The organism is Legionella worsleiensis, assembly GCF_001467535.1.
Taxonomy (GTDB): Bacteria; Pseudomonadota; Gammaproteobacteria; order Legionellales; family Legionellaceae; genus Legionella; species Legionella worsleiensis.
The window spans coordinates 122089-139674 of record NZ_LNZC01000031.1; the positions used below are offsets into that span (position 1 = coordinate 122089).

A 17586-nucleotide genomic window follows, 5' to 3' on the forward strand; every position below is an offset into this window, starting at 1 on the left:
TTCATTTAGGTACGATAGTGTCCAAAATTTTAATCACAGGTGCAACAGGATTTATAGGTCGGAGTCTGGTTCCGGCTCTGGTTGCTGCAGGGCATGATATTCGTTGTGCCGTTTGGCAAAAAGTAGATGGTCTGAATGCGGAACAAATTGTAATAAATAAACTGGAAGAGAAAATTGATTGGTCAGCGGCACTTGATGGTGTAGACATTGTGATTCATCTTGCTGCCAGAGTGCACATTATGAAGGAAAATGCTCAATCTTCCCTGCAAGAGTATTGTAAGGTAAACAGTATTGCTACCAAAAATTTTGCAGAACAGGCAGCTCGACACCATGTGAAACGTTTTATATTTTTGAGTTCCATCAAGGTTAATGGTGAATTTACGCCGCCTTTATTGCCTTTTAGTGAGCAAAGTGATGTTCAACCTGAAGATCCTTATGCAAAAAGTAAATTATATGCAGAGCAGTATTTACAGGAGATCAGCCAGCGAACTGGTATGGAGACAGTCATTCTAAGGCCTCCTTTGGTTTATGGGCCGGGTGTCAAAGCTAATTTTTTAAAAATGCTACATATGATTAAAAAAGGATGGCCTCTACCTTTTGGTAAAGTTGCCAATAAACGAAGTTTCATTTACATAGATAATCTGATCTCTGCAATAGTTGCTGTAATGGATCATCCCAATGCGGCTAATCAGTTGTTCCTCGTTGCTGATAATGATGCCTGGTCATTGACTGAGTTGTTGACAATTCTCTCGCAAGGGATGAATGTTCAGTTAAAATTGCTTAATATACCTGTAGCGTTTCTTATTTTTTTCTTTAAATTAATTGGATTTAACAATCTAAATTTACGTTTGTTTCGTTCTTTGGAAGTTAGTAATAATAAAATTAAGTCTCAATTGGGATGGATGCCTCCGGTTACATCACAAGAAGGGTTGAAGATAACTGCAGCATGGTATCAATATGATCATAATTCTAAGTAGCATTTTTTTGCTTTCTTATGCCTGTACCCGATTATTTTGCACATTGGCGCAAAATTCAAAACTCATAGACAGACCCAACGACCGAACCCTGCATCTCGAACCTACTGTTCGTGGAGGGGGTGTGGTTTTTATTGCTTTGGCTCTACTGAGCATTCCCTTTTTGTGTTACATCAATGCCACTTCTTTCGGAGATTGGGCGGGGTTGCTCATTGGTGTGATCCTTATAGCGGTAATCAGTTTTTTAGATGATTTGTATCATTTATCAGTAACCGTTCGTTTCGCTGTACAATGCGTTGTTGCACTAATTGTTTCGCTATTTTTACGGCCTGAACACCTCGATTTTATTTTTTTCTCAATAAGTAATGGATATGTAATATCTGTTTTTATTTTCTTTGTGGTGATCTGGGCCATCAATCATTTTAATTTTATGGATGGGTTGGATGGCTTTTGCGCTTTGCAGGCCATTTTTTTGCTGGCATGCTATGCGACTTTTTTTTATTGTTATCAAGCTGCGGTTTATCAGGATTTCTGTTTTATTTTAATGATGGGTTTATTCGCTTTTCTGGTATTTAATTTCCCTCCTGCCAAATTATTTATGGGTGATGTAGGTAGTGCATCATTAGGGCTCATTATTTTTTCTTTGGCATTGCTGGGACAGCAAAAATATCAGATTCCCATAGGGTATTGGTTTGTGTTAAACGGTTTGTTTCTTTTTGATTCGACAATTACTTTGCTCCGCAGGATAGCTAACAAAGAACAATGGTTTGCTCCTCACAGAAAGCATGCTTATCAAAGACTAAAGCAATACGGCATGGATACCCGTTTCATTCTACTAGGGCAGTTGATAATCAATAGTATTGCAGGATTTCTGGTTTTTTATACTTTAAATCACCTAATAAACAGCGTTGTCGTGGTAGGTGCGGTATTGTTTTTACTGATTGCGGTTTATTGTGCTGTTGAAAAAATATACCCAATGAATCAACGCAGTTGAGCAAATAACCAGTATTTTAAATTACATCCTTGCCGTCTCTTGTGAATTATCAACTGGTTTTTGCTGTTACATTTAAGTTCTCTGCTAACTCACTGACATCGCTAATATGTTCTTTTTCCCAGCGAGATAAATCTGCTCTGTTGCGCTGTAATTCTGTTTGAATATTATTCGGTGTCAGGCGAACAAAGAAATTGGTGATTTTAGATTTCTTTGTTGTGTTGCATATGGCTTCCAGAATCAGATTGCCCAGATCATTTTTGAAATGGTAGGGGTCCCAAAACCAACGCATGGTCGTTTCTACATCGTTTTTTTCGGGTAGTTTTTCGGTAGTGATGGCATTAATTTTATTAAACCCCCATAATTCAACGGGAGCATTGGAATACTTTTTGTTGTGGACGTCAATAATATTCACCAGCTCTTCCTGCCATTGCTCATACTGAGTCCATAAACCCAGTTGTTTATAAGTTTCCAAAAGTCGAATATGCTCAGGTGCAATAACCACAATAAGCTGAGTATTGTTTTGTTCACAAACAGTAATGATGTTTTTCATGTACTGTAATGTATCAATTTGTTTTTCTTTGTTAACGAAATCAAATAATTCTTGGGGTAGGGGTAATAGTGAGGATTTGTTAAAGCGTTCTGTATATAAGAAATTATTTTTATAACCTTTTAATTGATTGACCTGATCTTCTCGGTAATCAAGAACTAATTGACCGTTGCTTTGGAATGCATTTTTTTTGTTTTGGTTGTTTACGGTTTCCCAGCTTGCCTTTATGGCATCATAGGAAAGCAGGGTAGTAAAGACCTTATTAAGAGCAAGAGGATTCGTATTTCCTTGCGCATCTACTTTTAAAAGCGATTCATCAAAATCATCTCTATTGTCTATGTAGGCATTAAACATGAAAAAATTAACAGTAAGAATCACTTTTTTTACAGGTTTAACTGATTGAGCGTGTTGCAGATAACGCATTACCTCATAAATATTTGCTCCACTCAAACCGAGATTATAGACTTTTGAATTATTCCAGGCTGGAAATTGTGGACTTAATCCAGTTTCTGCGGTTGATGAACCAAGGATTAGAATATCGGGTTTAATCCATTCAACTGCTATTGCTTTTGCCAAACGAAGATGGCTGGTTACCAAAGGTTTTTGGCTGAATTGTTTGATGGGGAGCGATTGGTAAATATTATAAGGATTAACCAACCAGTTTAATAAAATAATAATGAAGCAGAGTAAGGCAAAAAATACGAAGTAGTGTATTGCGAATTTTTTAAAGTAATTCAATTGAGTTAATCCTAGAATTTATAGTACAAAAATTCACTTATATGGCCAAAAGCCAACAAAGAAAGCACGGTCATTAGAGCACAAAGAGCTGCAGTAAATGCATTAGGTTTCCATTGCACTGGTTTAAAGCGATAAGGCTCGATTTCACCCGGGTACGTTTCTAAAGCCGGCTTGTATTGGTACAGTAATTGTTGTGAATTAGGAGCAAAAAACACAATAAAACCGGTAGTACCTAAAAGAATGATTAAGTGATGCAAGGTTGAGGCGTTATACAGAGTACTCGCCAATGAAAAATGAAGCGACATCATGGCTTTTAATATGTGGTGGCTGGTTGTGAAGGATTCTGCCCTGAAAAATATCCAGGCAAAAGTTACAGCCAGGAATGTTAGCGTTCGTGCCAGTAGTTTTGAAATCAAGAGATTATGGGTAAGGAAAGATCCTGAAACACTTTTTTTAACGGACAACCATAAATGATTTATCATTAAGAACATGCCATGCAACATGCCCCAGATAATAAAAGTCCAAGCTGCACCGTGCCAGATACCGCCGATGATCATGGTAATTAGCAAGTTAGTATAGCGTTTTATGGAGCCCTTGCGATTACCTCCCAGCGGAATATAAATGTAATCTCTTAAAAACCGTGACAGTGTCATATGCCAACGTCGCCAGAATTCACTAATATTTGCAGCTTTGTAGGGTGAATTAAAATTCAGGGGAAACATGATGCCAAAGACACGTGCCAGTCCTATCGCCATGTCGGAATAACCGGAAAAATCAAAATAAAGCTGGAAGGTATAAGCAAGAGTCCCACACCATGCCTCCAAACAGGTTACAGGACCCTTTGACGCCGCATCAAACAAGGTGTTGGCATAAGGGGCTAAAGAATCAGCAATCATGGTTTTTTTGAATAAGCCTATGGAAAACAAAGTCAGACCCACAGCAATATTTTCCCAGTTGAGCAAATTTTTTTGCTTAAATTGCGGCATTATTTCTTTATGATGGAGTATTGGTCCCGCCATTAAATGAGGAAAAAAGGTAACAAAAAGTCCATAATTTTCTATTTTGGGCACAGGGATTTCTTTGCGATAACAATCAGTGAGATAAGCTATCTGCGTAAATGTGAAGAAGGATATACCTAAAGGTAAATCTCCATCCAGTAATTCTATGGGTTGATTAAACAGTAAAGAGATATTGGATAGCAAAAATGAACTGTACTTAAAGTAAGTAAGTAGTGCGAGATTACCAGTTACACCCACACAGTAGAACCATCGATTGTTCCAGTTCATTAATAGGCTGATACAGTAGTTAAATGCAATCGAAGCCAAGAGTAATGGCAGATATACCGGGTTCCAATAACCATAAAACACTACGGAAACAATAAAAAGATAGAGTATGGAGTACGTTCCTTTGAATACGGTTTGTAAAATAAAAAACAGAATGAAGGTAACAGGTAAAAAAATAAATAAAAAAGAGTAGGAGTTAAAAAGCATTAATTTAAATAATTCCGATTAGTGGCACTTGAAACTGATGATTATACAGGGTTGTACTACCAATACAAAGTATGCATCGCTGAAAGAAAAAGAACACTATTGTGCTTGGCAATGTTCGATTTTAGCCGTCTTTACAATGAGTTAAATTCGTGAAATCATGCCATCAGTTTAGGGAGTTAATCACGACACAGGACTTAAGAATAATTCAAAAATGGACTCTAAAACAAAAATACTATTTGTCTCGCAGCGTTTATCTGATTTTGTTGAAATGCGCAGGGCTGCGGTTAGTTTAAAAAAATACGGCTACCACTGTATTATGCTTTTTTGTGGGGTTGGTTCTCAGGTTCATGATGATATCGTTATTCAGGAAATAAAAAAAAGCATGGATGCTGGTGAGATCGATGACAAAATAATTTTCAACGAGATTTCAATTAATTCCAATACTATTGTTCAGAAAATAGTGCGTTTTTTTAATTTTAACCGATTGGAATCAGAACCTTTAAGGCTCTGTGATACCAAATTGCAATCCCTTAAAGAATCAAATACTGCAAACCAGACACAACAAACCGAAAGTAAGCCATTGCTATGGTATAAAAAACTTCGAGTTGTGCGATATGCGCATAAAAAATACATCTCTGATTTTAAGGATAGTCATGATAAATACAAAGAGGTGCATTTTTTTCGCAGAGTGGTGCATTATATTAAAGCAAAAATAATACTAAGAATTAAGATGAGGATGGTTAGTGCTGTAACTTATCTTAATCAATTATTTTTTTCTTCCTATTATGTTATTCCGCTAAGCTATAAAGTCAACTATAAACGTTTTTGTGAAATTCTAACCAGGTATCAGATTAACTTAATCATATTACCCGAAGATGTGGTTGGAAAAATAAGCCCGGTACTCATAAAAGCGGGTCATAATCAGCATATTCCTAGTATGGTGCTGCCTTATACTATCTGTAATCAAACAGAAGCCTTTCAGGCGCTTAAGAAACGAGATGAGTTGAGCGTACACAGTAAATTGATTAATAAGGTTCTGGGAATTCTTTTTAAATCCTGGGTTATGAAAGACAGTGATCACGCTGTACTGCGTCTTCCTGCCGAGCATGTTCTTGGTCATTTGTTAATTCGCAGTTCTCCCCCTGATCCATGGATGATGAATAGTGGTTTTGCCAATATTATTGCGATCGAGAATGAACAAATGTTTGAATACTATCGCAAGAGTGGTATCCCAGCTTCAAAAATGAAAATTACAGGGGCATGTTATGACGATAATTTGGCGAGCTTTTATTTGGACAAAGAAAATCAGCGTGCCAAATTATATAAGCAGTTAAACATAGTTAGCCAAAAGCCATTATTTTTAATTGGCGGTTTTCCCAATCAACTTCTGGGCAATCCTCCTGGGTTTGATTTTAAAGACAACGAAGAAGCAGTCGATTTTATCACTGAATGTATTGATGAATTTAGAACAGATTATGAATTGCTTTTTCGACCACATCCTAATTATCAGGAACTGGCGGAATTATTTGCGCAAAAAAAAATTACTATTACACATATCGATACGGCACAATTAGTCGCTTTATCAGACGTTTATCTGGCCTTTGCTTCATCAACAATACGCTGGGCTATTTCTTGTGGCGTGCCAACCATTAATTACGATATGTTTTATTATGATTTTTCCGATTATAAACATGTTAATGGTGTGCTTAATGTATGTACCAAAGAGGAATTTAAAACAGCGGTTCAACGCATAAGTAATCCTCAAGAATATTTAATTTTAAAAAATTATTTAAATGAGGAAAAAATACAATGGGGTCATCTGGATGGTCAATCCGTTCATCGAATCAATGGATTGGTCAAAGAGTTGGTGCAACTAAAAAAAGTTCGTCGTAAGGCGTCTTGAGTTTATCAGAAAGGTAGATTATGAACGAGTTAAACATAGCGGTTATTGGTGCGGGAAAAATGGGACGAGAGCACATCAAGGCATTTCAGGCAATTGAAGGTGTTAACGTTACTGGTTTATTAAGCAGAACCCTTGAGAAAGCACACGCTTTAGCAAAAGAATTTAATATCCCCTGTGTTGCACAATCTGTAGATGAATTGCATCAAAAGTCACAGGCTGATTTGGTCGTTGTTGCTGTTCCAGAACTTGAGGCAAATCAGGTTGCTAAACACTGTTTTCAATATCAATGGGCTGTTTTACTCGAAAAGCCGGCTGGTTATGATTTGAAAGATGCTTATGATATTGCAGAGGCTGCATTAACTACAAACAAGCCAGTATATGTAGGTTTGAATCGACGTTTTTATGCCAGCGCAATGACTATTCTGGATGATTTAAATTCTCGACAGGATGACTGCAGATACATTCATATTCAGGATCAACAAAGTTACACAGAAGCACGTGCTTGTAATCACCCGGAAGAAGTTGTCCAAAAATTTATGTATGCCAATTCAATTCATACCATAGACCTGATTCGTTATTTTGCCCGTGGCGGCGTCACTAAAGTGGTGCCCATACTTCCCTGGAAAAAGGAAGAAACTCAAATTTTCATGAGTTATGTTGAGTTTGATAGTGGAGATAAAGCACTGTATGAGTGCATATGGAAAGGGCCAGGTCCATGGGCTTGTGCTGTTAGTACTCCACATAAACGTTGGACCATGCAGCCACTGGAACAAGCCAGGTATCAGAATATAAACGAGCGTGTGGTGCATGATGCTGCTTTAGACGATGCAGACAGGCAATATAAAGCCGGTTTTTACAAACAGGCAGTTGAAGTATGCAACGGTATTCGTGGATTACCCAGCAAGGCGATCACCATAAATGACAGTCTTAAAACCATGGAGTTAATTCATCAGATGTATGGCGTTTAATTTCATTAAGATCAGGTTATCCTGATGATTTTGATAAAAATATGAAATATACTTCAGCACAATGAGACAGGATTGATTTTGCTGATTATGGCATAAGATGGCGTGAGTGAATCGTCGAAGTTGATTCTGTATGCCATCTTATAAAAAAGTATTCCTATACAATATACTGTTGTGTTGGCGCTCATAAATACCTGCAAAAGATATAGCGGATATAGAATTTTTGGAGAATTGAAGTAATGATTACTTACCCAGGACAAATTGATTTTGATAAGTACAAACCGGACACCCAACCTGAAGAAGCATTTTATGGTTTGCCAACGGAAGTATCATTTTGCAGCAAATGCACCTACAGCAATCAAAAACCCAATTCAGAAAAAGAATACAAACACACCATCAATGCCAAAAAACCCACTATTAACTTTGATGAGCAGGGTGTTTGTTCTGCGTGCAGAATCGCAGAAAAGAAAAAAGCAATTGATTGGGATGAACGAAAAAAGCAACTTAAAGAATTGTGCGATAAATACCGCAGTAAAAACGGTCATTACGATTGCCTGATTCCCGGTTCTGGTGGTAAAGACAGTTTTTACACAGCTTATATCTTGAAATATGAATACGGTATGAATCCTTTAACCGTAACCTGGGCTCCACATATTTATACGCCGTGGGGTTGGAAAAACTTTCAATCCTGGATTAATGCCGGATTTGACAACTACCTGTTCACACCCAATGGCCAGATTCACCGATTGTTAACTCGCTTGGCGCTGGAAAAACTGTATCATCCTTTTCAACCCTTCATTCTGGGACAAATGTACTTTCCACCAAAAATTGCCATGGATCTCAATATTCCTTTGGTATTTTATGGAGAAAATCCAGCTGAATACGGTAATAATGCGAAAGAAGATGATAAGGCAACCAAGGATTTATCTTATTTTACTGCCACTGACAGTTCGCAAATTTATCTGTCAGGTATTTCTGCTTTAGAGTTGAAAGAAGATTTTGGGTTAACCGAGGTAGAATTACAGCCCTATATTCCACCTAATCCCAACAGATTGGCTGAAAAAAATGTAGAGGTTCAGTATTTAGGCTATTACTTACCCTGGCATCCACAGGATTGTTATTATTTTGCTGTGAACAATGGTGGTTTCATACCCTCGCCTGAGCGCACTGCTGGAACCTACAGTAAGTACAGTGGTATAGATGATAAGATTGATGACTTGCATTATTACACTACATTCATCAAATTTGGTATTGGCCGTGCGACCTATGACAGCTCTCAGGAAATACGAAATGGCGAACTGGTTAGGGAAGAAGGCGTTGCTTTGGTAAGACGTTTTGATGGTGAGTACCCTGAGCGCTTTGAAAAGGAAAATTTTGAATATTTGAGTATTGATGAAGTGAAGTTGCCTCTGGCTGCCAAGCAATTTGAATGTACTAAAATGGACAGAGAGTACTTTGAGCGACTGACAAATCGTTTCAGATCCCCGCATCTTTGGGCTTATGATCAAGGGCAATGGGTATTAAGACATCAAGTCGTTTAAACGCTAAAAGGATGTGAGATGAATCATACATCTCGAGAACTAAAAAAAGACAGCATACTTGCTGTTATTCCAGCGCGTGGCGGTTCTAAAAGGCTGCCACGAAAAAATATCTTGAGATTAGGTCATAAGCCATTACTGGAATATTCGATAGAAGCAGCGCTTGGCTGTGATTATATTTGTGATGTTGTCGTCACCAGCGAAGATCCTGAAATTTGCAGCGTTGCTTCCAATGCAGGAGCTATGGTTATCAAGCGTCCTCAGGCTTTAGCGGGTGATACTGTTTCTAATGAACACGTGATCCGGCATGCGATTGAGGTATTTACCGCTGATCACTACTTCCCGGAGTATGTGGTGTTATTGCAGCCTACTTCTCCACTAAGAACCTCCTTGCATTTGGAACAATGCCTGCGCCAATTTTTAAATTCAGGAATGAAAAGCGTGATGAGCGTGTGTAAAGTAGAGCATCATCCCGGAAAATGTATTCGTATTAATCATCAACAAGCCGAACCTTACACCAGTCTGGAAGACGTTGAGAAAAGAACACAGGATTTAGAGGAAGTGTATAGGCAAAACGGTGCAATCTATGCTCTTAAAACTGCTGATTTTCTATCTGAGTTAAAATTTTATCAATCACCTTGTTTTCCGTTCATTATGAACGCTGATGACAGTATTGATGTGGATTCTATATTGGATTTACAGTTTTGTGAGCTCTTATTGTCTGTTAATAAAACGACCAAGGTTAATCAACATGTCAGCTAACTATGAAAATTTTCAACATTATATAACAGAGGGTTGGTCAAAAAATCCTAAAGAAATTTTTAAGTTTCTGGAGTTCCATCTTGCCCAGGAACAGAGACATTCAAACACTGCTCTTTTAGATGTAGGATGTGCAACAGGAGAGTTTCTATATTATTTATCAAGTCGTTATCCAGAATATAACTTTACTGGCATAGATGTTTTTGATGATTTAATTAATCAATGTAAAAATTTGCAACCCGAAAAAGAATTTATAAAAGCATCAATACTCCATTTACCAGAGCAATTAAAAGGTAAATTTGATGTTGTTACGGTAGTTGGTGTTATGTCTATATTCGATGAGTCAGAGTTATCCTTGTTTTTTGATAATCTATTTGCAGCATGTCGACCAGGTGCTTCTATTTACATACTCTCACCTTTTAATGAATTCGGTGTGGATTGTGAGATTAAACATAGAAAACGTATTCAAGAGGTTAAAGGCAATTGGGAAAAAGGATGGAATGTATTTAGCAAAGAGACAATTGCAGAACTGATACAAGACCGATGTAATCATTGGAGCTTCCATCCATTTAGAATCGGTTTTGACATTAAACCCAAAGAAGACCCTGTAAGAACCTGGACTTTGAAAACAGAACACAATAACAGACAATTAACTAATGGTCTTAAATTATTAGTAGATCATTATTTACTAAAAATATCATTATAATTTTAAGGATAGTATCGTGGAGAGACAATTTAAACTCGGTCCTTTTGATGTCAGTACCGAAACGCCCCCTATTTTTTTGGCAGAGGTGGGCAGTTATTTCAACGGAGATTATCAACTCGCTAAAAATATGGTTGAAACCATCATCAAAGCCAGTTCTTTGGTTCCTAATCAGCCGGTTGTTCTAAAAACAGAAATTCTCAACGATCCTGAGATTTGCCTTCCTGGTGCGCTACAGGAGACTTACACCTGCAAAAATGGTCAAATTAAAAAAGAAAACTACAGGGAATTGATCGAGCGTAAATGCATGTCTCTGGATAAGTATGCACAGTTGTTTGCGATAATCAGAAACGCTTCAATGCCATTTATTGTATCTGTTTATGATTTTACTGCAGTTGATTTTGCCACTGAACATGGTGCTTGTGCCTTAAAAATCGCATCGGCGAATATCGTGCATATACCGTTAATACGTTATGCTGCAGCTAAAGGGCTGCCTATGATTATTGATACTGGAAGATCTACAATCGCAGAGGTATTTAATGCCGTTAATACAGCACGTTTGGCAGGTTGTGAGGATATTATTATTCAACACAGCCCAGACGGTCATCCTGCATTACCTGAAGCACATAATCTGCGTTTACTCCAAACCTATTCCAAAGCATTTAATCTGCCTGTAGGTTTGTCAGATCATCACAACGGTTTAGAAATGCTCTATATTTCAGTTGCGCTGGGGGCTTCTATCTTGGAAAAAGGAGTTCATGTATACCCGGACGAGCTGGATCAGGACATATCTCACTCAATGAATCTGGAGGATTTACCAGAGGTCTTACAGAAAGTTTATGATGCCTGGGTGTCTTTAGGGAGTACAGAACGAAATCCACGTAATCTCATTAAAGGTGTTATTGGAAGCTCACAAAGACAATGCGTTGTTGCCAAAAGAGACATTCAACCAGGAGAGATACTTTCTCTCGATAATGTTCGCTTTGCTTTTCCTTGTCTTGGCATTCCCGTGCAGCACTGGGATTTGGCTATAGGCAGTTCATTTACAACGCCTGTAAAAGCAAATACTCCCGTTCAGTGGTGCGATATTAAAAAAAATGATTCTTAAAAATCCTAGTTGGCAGACTTTGAGTCCGGGTCTGCCTGCTTTTATTCCTGTTGATGCGGTAAAGGCAATGGATTTGCAATCCAAAGCTAATATTAGGGGGAGCGTCTATCAAGCCAGTTTTGATGGTCAACCGTCGAGCTTTTATTTAATCAAAGCAGAACAAAATCAAACTCCTTATTTTATAAAGTGTTTTACTGCAGAACATGCAGATCATTACCAAAAAGCAGAGCAGGTCGCTTTATGGTTACAAAACCAAAATATAAAGGCAAACGCAACGCTTAACTGGCAATCGGCGGGCTGTTTGATCTATCCCTTTCTTGATGGGCGACGTTTGGCCTCATCCAGTGCTACTTTAAAAAATTTGGGCAGAGCCCTTGCCAAAATGCATGAAGCGCTTAGACGCTATCCTAATCAAATTGAAATACAAAACCAAACGGATTATCGCATCAATTTACTTAATGAAATTCGCTCAGAAATCGCAAAAGGACGGCTTAAAATTGGCCCTTTTCCTGATTATGTCAGAGCACTTGCTCAGGATGAATGTCTTAATTTTACCCAAGGAACACACACACAAGTTTTGCATGGTGATTTACATCCAGGAAACATGATGCAAGTTGACGACACCATTTATTTTTTTGATTTTGAAGACACACTTCACAGTCATTTACCTCTTGTGTATGAACTTGCTTTAGTTATGGAGCGTTTGATATTTGTTCGTCATGATTCAGCAGAAGACATTGTGCACTTGGGGAGGGATTTTTTAAATTCTTATCGTTCACATGGCGGCCTTTATCAATTCCATGAAACGGATGTCTATGCCCAATCAACTTTGGCGTTAAGATCTCTCTGTGTATTGACTTTATGTGAACTCGAAGGAAATAAAATTGATGCGCAAGAGTGGAACAAATTTCGAAATTTATCGGAACTTGCAGCCAATACTCACCCTATTTTAAAGGCGATATTACAGGTTTAATTTATATGTCAAGAAAAAAAATACTGGTATCATGCAGAGATGTAGGTGCGGCAATAAATATTATAGAGATTGTTAAACTGGCTCAAAATGATGCACATTTCGACCTATTTTTGTATATACAATCTCCGGCCTCAACTTATTTCAAAGCCAATAACCTTAGCTTTGAGTCAGTTCCACATATCATAGCCACAGAACCAGAATCTGAAGCAGGACAAATATTATTAGATTATGCCCAAAAAATTTTGAATCAAATCAAACCCGATATTCTCTTGTGTGGCTTATCTACCCCAGGTGATGCAGGTATTGATGAAGCGTTAATTGCTGTTGCGAAAAACAAAGTCCCTAGTGTAGTCATGCAGGATTTTTGGGGGGAGGTAAACGATTTTTTTGGTGTCTGCGCAGATTATTATTTTTGCCTTGATCACGAAGCAAAACGATTAACAGAGGAGCGAAATAATTGCGAGGGTCTTGTGATTGGATCACCTCGTCATTCCTGGTATAAATCCCTCAATCTAAATATGCTAAGAAATGAATTAAGAGAGGAGGCCGGGTTATTACATAATCAGTTGGTTATAGGACTTTTTGGTCAGTCTTTACACCATATTTCTGGTTATAAAGATACTCTTGTAGAATTACTTAACCTCATTTACCAAGTTCAACCAGAGGCACAGATAGTTTATCGACAACATCCTCGTGAGAGTGAAGAGCATGCGCTTATGACCATAGAATTACTGGAACGTTCCTCTGTATCGTTTAAATTAGTCAATCATAGGAAAGTAGAACATTCTTTAATAATGTGTGATGCAGTTTGCAGCATTTTATCTAATTGTTTGTATGATGCCAGTTATCTGAATTTCTTTTCGGCAACTCCATTTATTACGCCAATAGCTTTCTGTTACAAAGAAGATATATTAAAACACTTAAATAATTATAATATGATCAAAGCTTCTCCCTATAAAAAGATGAATATTGCAACTATTTTTGATGCTGAAAAACCCGAGCGGGAACGATTGCGCTATTTATTTTCTGATCAGGGAAAGCAAGAGCACTGGATTGCCAGTAAAAAACTTGAAAATCCTGACTATGCGGCTGCGAATGCTTTGAATTATTTGAGTGAGTTAACGTGTAAAATTAATTAATGAGTCCCAACTATCACTCCCCATCGAGTAATAATTAATTATATTTTAATCAAGTGATGTAAGGAAATCTATGAAGATTCTTTCTAAAATAGCTCATAGGCTAGTTCATATGAAGTATCATAAAAAAAATATTAGACCTATTTTGCTTTATGTAGCTTCATTTACAGAGGCACCGTTAATTGGAATTCTTGCAAATCAATTAATACAGAAACAAGAATCTATTATTATTCTATTATCCGAAGAGAATAAGTCTTTAAAAGCAAGAATCAAATCGTTTATTACAAGTGAAAAAGTCCAATTTATTTATTCTAATAATGGTTATTCTTGTGAATCATTTACTAAAAAGGATGAGATTTTTTTTGAAAAAATCAAGCAAAAATACATCACATATAATTTGGATTTTAATACTCTAAAAGCCCTCTATTGTAGCCAGCGCATGGAGTTAATTCGATCAAAAAGCATAATTAAACAATATAGTCCCAAATTATTAATTGTTGCAGAGGATGGTGTATCTGCAAATGCCCCTCTAATAAATGCAGCTCTTGAGTTTAAGATACCAGTTCTGGACGTCCCCTATGGTTATGGCAGTAAACTTGATCTTGAAAATGCCCTGGAGCAGAAACAACGAAATGAAGAATTATATAATTCAGAGAGTGGTGCAGGGTTGGTAGTGAAAGAATTTTATCCGCAGTGGGTAAAAAAGGGTGCTTTTGAGGGGAGTATTTTATTAAACCCATATTTTATATTAGCTCGTGAAGAATTAGGGATTTCAGTGAGTAATCCATGGACAGTTCATGGTGGATACGCTACAAGGCTTGCTGCAGAGAGCAAATCTATGTATGCACATTATTTAAATGAAGGTATCAATGCTAATAAGATTATTTTAACTGGCACGCCATATTGTGATTATTTAAAGGCTTTTATTGACTGCTCCAAGAGTATTCATAATTCTGCCAAGAAAAAAAATAATCGACGTTCTATGTTGGTTTGTTGGCCTCCAAGTTATCATGCGGAGCGTGCTCATTTATGTGATTTTGATAGTTATCAGGAGTTAACTGCCAGTGTTTTCAATTTTTTGAGTAAATTGGAAGATATAACGATAACGTTAAGCCTTCACCCAGCAGTACAAACTGAATTTAAATCATTTGTTGCCGGTTTAAACCTGAATATCAGCGAAGAATATATTCTTAACGAATTACCTCGACATGATATTTATATTAGTTGTTTTTCCAGTACTATACGTTGGGCAATTGCTTTAGGTAAGCCTGTAGTGAATTACGATTTTTATAAATTCAATATCAACGAATACAAAGAGGTATCCTCTGTATTACATGTTAATGAGCAAAATTCATTTGAGCAAATAGTTGGCAGACTAATTAATGATGACGACTATTACGAAGAGGTCTGTTCAAATCAGAAGAAGATTGCCGCTGATTGGGGCGTTCTTGATGGTTCTAATATAAATCGTATACATGCATTAATTAATCAATTAACAATAAACGAGGATGTTGCTGCGCTGAGTTGATTCAAAATTTTTGATTTGTGATTGGATTTATTTTTAACTATTCAACTCGTCACCTTTCAACCTCATGCACTTATACTGAATCGAGCTTAAATATGTTCATCATTTTTTAAGAACGAGAAAAAGAACTGGAATTGGGCTGACTCGTTGCTTGAGCCTATGGGGGATTTGGAGAGTAATTCCTTGATTTCGCTTACGCTGCATCAAGGCTGGCTGGTTTTCTGCCTATCACTGAAGTATTGTCAGCTGGTAGCCTTGATGCAGCGTAAGCGAAATCAAGGTTTTTTATATACTGCGCATTAAATTATTCTCTAATCCAATCCGTGATTTAAGAACAGGAAAAAAACAATCAGGAATTGGGCTAACTTGGTGTTTTAGCCTATGGGTGGATTGGGTGAGTAATTCCTTGATTTCGCTTGCGCTGCATCAAGGCCCTGGCTGGCATTTCGACAAATGTCAGCTCAGGACATATTTCCGTGGATCGTAGTATTGTTCGACAATAACTCAGTGACTCCGAACCAGGTTTTAATTAATAGGATTCAAGAAAAAACTGACCATTTTGACTTAAATAATAGATCTTTCTTTGCTTTAGATAGACACTTACGTACACAACTCCCGCACGAGCAACCTCTTTATGAAACGCCACAACCGATAATTTGTTGTGGTCGAACTTATCTATAGCGTTTTTGAGTATGTCCAGGTCTAAAGACTCACCAAAGATAAACGAATTTTTATCTATGGATTTATCGAGTTGTGCTGCAGGAAAATGGGATAACATAGAATCTTTAGAATAAAACGCAAGTTCATCATTGGTGACGTCATAAGTTTGCCTTATAATGCCTAATTTCATTAATTTATTTGTAAATTGAACAAAGTCACCAGGCGCTCGATATCTATCCATACAAAGGGCTTTTATTTGTTGTTGTACTTCATTCCCTTGCGCAAAAAGTGTGGTTGAAATGAATAATAAAATTAAAAAAAATCGGTTTAGAAATTTAGTGGGCATCATGTGTTTTTTATATGGGTATATATATGTTGTGTAATAGTATCACAATCCTAATATAGGATTATGAATTTTTTAAATTTTAATAATAATAAGTTTTTTTTAAGTAATGAGGTTGCTTCGCAACACTATTTAATCCCCCTCACCCTTGATCCCTCTCCCCCACGCTATGCGCAGTGGAGAGGGGAACATTTGGTAAGTTCAATTAAGTACTTTGGGCGTTACAAAAATTAGTATTATGGTGTGAAACGTCCATTCTAAAACTTATGAAACACTTTTATGAATCGACTTATGTCCTCATCACGTCATCTTTCACCAGCTTTATGTTTAGGGTTAGGATGACAGTGAGAGTTTTGGTTAAATTAAAAGGTGATAGAGGAGCTGATAATAGGGCTTTTCAAGGTACTTTAAAGTGTTACCAACAAGTAAATCCTCCATCTACTATAATGTTCTGCCCCGTAACGTAGGTTGAAGCATCAGAGGCTAAAAACAGCAGTGCGCCCAGCAGCTCATCAAATTTACCCATACGTCCTAAGGGAACTTTGCGAGAATAATTAGTTACAAAGGTGTTGTTTTGCCCACTTTCTATTCCGCCAGGGGTTAGCGTATTGACTCTGATATTATGTTTTGCCCAATAAGTCGCAAGATATTTTGATAAACTAAGTACTGCGCCCTTGGATGCGGAGTACACTGCGGGGGTATTAATTTCTACTCCCATAAATTCTGACCCGGCATAAATGCTTTGATCGGGAGCGACAACTCCATAGATGGAGCTGGTTTGGATGATGCTGCCACCTGTGTTTTGCTGAATCATTTCTTTACCAACAGCTTGCGCTACTAAAAACATTCCATCCAGATTAACAGACATGACCTGACGCCAGGTGTCCAGATCATACTCTTCGAAGGAGGTAAAAAACTTTTTTAAATCATTAGTTTTGGTGGCTGCGTTATTCAACAGAATATCCACAGAGCCAAATTTGTTTTTTACTGTTTGTACCATATGCTCGATGTTTACTTTGTCTGTTACATCGCAGCGCAGCGGAAGTAAATCTGCCGCAGGGTTATCTTCCTGTATGGCAAAGCACGCTTGTTCTGCTTTATCGTAAGATACATCAACTACAGCTACGCGAGCTCCATTCGAGGATAATGCTCTGCAGAAACCTTGTCCAAGAATTCCCGCACCACCAGTTACAATTGCGGTTTTATTATTGAGATTAAACACAGAGCTCT

The 17586-nt window shown here is 37.4% G+C and carries 15 protein-coding genes; 11 read left to right on the forward strand and 4 right to left on the reverse strand.

Annotated elements, in window-relative coordinates:
• The first annotated feature begins 17 nt into the window (after nt 1-17).
• Together Lwor_RS12355 and Lwor_RS12360 are read left to right on the forward strand one after the other, a co-directional pair.
• Nucleotides 18-977: an NAD-dependent epimerase/dehydratase family protein gene (locus tag Lwor_RS12355; RefSeq protein ID WP_058494187.1), complete on the forward strand. Its 960-nt coding sequence runs from the start codon at nt 18-20 to the stop codon at nt 975-977.
• The gene (locus tag Lwor_RS12360; protein ID WP_115091043.1) at nt 958-1968 is read left to right on the forward strand and encodes an MraY family glycosyltransferase; all 1011 of its coding nucleotides are present in this window, start codon (nt 958-960) and stop codon (nt 1966-1968) included. Before Lwor_RS12355 ends, Lwor_RS12360 begins: the two co-directional genes overlap by 20 nt.
• Before the next feature lie 49 nt (nt 1969-2017).
• Here the strand turns inward: Lwor_RS12360 and Lwor_RS12365 are convergent, their stop codons facing one another.
• Nucleotides 2018-3253, reverse strand: coding sequence for a hypothetical protein (locus Lwor_RS12365; protein WP_058494188.1), 1236 nt, complete (start codon nt 3251-3253; stop codon nt 2018-2020).
• An 11-nt stretch (nt 3254-3264) separates the two neighbouring features.
• Nucleotides 3265-4743, reverse strand: a complete 1479-nt coding sequence (locus Lwor_RS12370) for an MBOAT family O-acyltransferase (protein ID WP_058494189.1) — start codon at nt 4741-4743, stop codon at nt 3265-3267.
• 211 nt (nt 4744-4954) lie between these two features.
• Between Lwor_RS12370 and Lwor_RS12375 the strand changes: the two genes are divergently transcribed.
• The 9 genes from Lwor_RS12375 (at nt 4955) to Lwor_RS12415 (ending at nt 15356) form a co-directional block, all read left to right on the forward strand.
• A complete protein-coding gene (locus tag Lwor_RS12375; protein ID WP_058494190.1) occupies nt 4955-6646 on the forward strand; it encodes a hypothetical protein in 1692 nt (563 codons plus the stop codon).
• 20 nt (nt 6647-6666) lie between these two features.
• Nucleotides 6667-7614: a Gfo/Idh/MocA family protein gene (locus Lwor_RS12380; RefSeq protein ID WP_058494191.1), complete on the forward strand. Its 948-nt coding sequence runs from the start codon at nt 6667-6669 to the stop codon at nt 7612-7614.
• A 236-nt stretch (nt 7615-7850) separates the two neighbouring features.
• On the forward strand, nt 7851-9152 hold the full coding sequence (locus Lwor_RS12385; protein WP_058494192.1) for an N-acetyl sugar amidotransferase: 1302 nt from the start codon (nt 7851-7853) through the stop codon (nt 9150-9152).
• An 18-nt stretch (nt 9153-9170) separates the two neighbouring features.
• Entirely contained in the window at nt 9171-9911 is a 741-nt protein-coding gene (locus Lwor_RS12390) for an acylneuraminate cytidylyltransferase family protein (RefSeq protein ID WP_058494193.1), read from the forward strand.
• Entirely contained in the window at nt 9901-10614 is a 714-nt protein-coding gene (locus Lwor_RS12395; RefSeq protein WP_238584667.1) for a class I SAM-dependent methyltransferase, read from the forward strand. The genes Lwor_RS12390 and Lwor_RS12395 overlap by 11 nt, the downstream gene beginning before the upstream one ends.
• Nucleotides 10615-10630: 16 nt before the next feature.
• Nucleotides 10631-11719 (forward strand): N-acetylneuraminate synthase family protein, encoded by a 1089-nt coding sequence (locus tag Lwor_RS12400; protein ID WP_058494194.1) that lies wholly within the window; start codon nt 10631-10633, stop codon nt 11717-11719.
• Nucleotides 11709-12692: a phosphotransferase enzyme family protein gene (locus Lwor_RS12405; protein WP_058494195.1), complete on the forward strand. Its 984-nt coding sequence runs from the start codon at nt 11709-11711 to the stop codon at nt 12690-12692. The genes Lwor_RS12400 and Lwor_RS12405 overlap by 11 nt, the downstream gene beginning before the upstream one ends.
• 5 nt (nt 12693-12697) lie before the next feature.
• Nucleotides 12698-13831, forward strand: a complete 1134-nt coding sequence (locus Lwor_RS12410) for a hypothetical protein (RefSeq protein WP_058494196.1) — start codon at nt 12698-12700, stop codon at nt 13829-13831.
• A gap of 70 nt (nt 13832-13901) precedes the next feature.
• A complete protein-coding gene (locus Lwor_RS12415; protein ID WP_147279870.1) occupies nt 13902-15356 on the forward strand; it encodes a hypothetical protein in 1455 nt (484 codons plus the stop codon).
• Between the two features lie 526 nt (nt 15357-15882).
• Here Lwor_RS12415 and Lwor_RS12420 read toward each other — a convergent pair.
• Both Lwor_RS12420 and Lwor_RS12425 read right to left on the reverse strand, forming a co-directional pair.
• Nucleotides 15883-16362 carry a DUF1398 family protein gene (locus tag Lwor_RS12420; protein ID WP_083501632.1) on the reverse strand — a complete coding sequence of 160 codons (480 nt, stop codon included), beginning with the start codon at nt 16360-16362 and terminating at the stop codon, nt 15883-15885.
• A gap of 409 nt (nt 16363-16771) precedes the next feature.
• Nucleotides 16772-17578 (reverse strand): SDR family oxidoreductase, encoded by an 807-nt coding sequence (locus tag Lwor_RS12425; RefSeq protein ID WP_058494199.1) that lies wholly within the window; start codon nt 17576-17578, stop codon nt 16772-16774.
• Between the last annotated feature and the right edge of the window lie 8 nt (nt 17579-17586).

What these genes read in the sequence shown, in the direction of transcription:
- Lwor_RS12360 (WP_115091043.1), top strand. Translation starts at nt 958, where the DNA reads ATGATCATAATTCTAAGTAGCATTTTTTTGCTTTCTTATGCCTGTACC.
- Lwor_RS12370 (WP_058494189.1), bottom strand. Translation starts at nt 4,743, where the DNA reads ATGCTTTTTAACTCCTACTCTTTTTTATTTATTTTTTTACCTGTTACC.
- Lwor_RS12375 (WP_058494190.1), top strand. Translation starts at nt 4,955, where the DNA reads ATGGACTCTAAAACAAAAATACTATTTGTCTCGCAGCGTTTATCTGAT.
- Lwor_RS12380 (WP_058494191.1), top strand. Translation starts at nt 6,667, where the DNA reads ATGAACGAGTTAAACATAGCGGTTATTGGTGCGGGAAAAATGGGACGA.
- Lwor_RS12385 (WP_058494192.1), top strand. Translation starts at nt 7,851, where the DNA reads ATGATTACTTACCCAGGACAAATTGATTTTGATAAGTACAAACCGGAC.
- Lwor_RS12390 (WP_058494193.1), top strand. Translation starts at nt 9,171, where the DNA reads ATGAATCATACATCTCGAGAACTAAAAAAAGACAGCATACTTGCTGTT.
- Lwor_RS12395 (WP_238584667.1), top strand. Translation starts at nt 9,901, where the DNA reads ATGTCAGCTAACTATGAAAATTTTCAACATTATATAACAGAGGGTTGG.
- Lwor_RS12405 (WP_058494195.1), top strand. Translation starts at nt 11,709, where the DNA reads ATGATTCTTAAAAATCCTAGTTGGCAGACTTTGAGTCCGGGTCTGCCT.
- Lwor_RS12410 (WP_058494196.1), top strand. Translation starts at nt 12,698, where the DNA reads ATGTCAAGAAAAAAAATACTGGTATCATGCAGAGATGTAGGTGCGGCA.
- Lwor_RS12415 (WP_147279870.1), top strand. Translation starts at nt 13,902, where the DNA reads ATGAAGATTCTTTCTAAAATAGCTCATAGGCTAGTTCATATGAAGTAT.
- Lwor_RS12420 (WP_083501632.1), bottom strand. Translation starts at nt 16,362, where the DNA reads ATGATGCCCACTAAATTTCTAAACCGATTTTTTTTAATTTTATTATTC.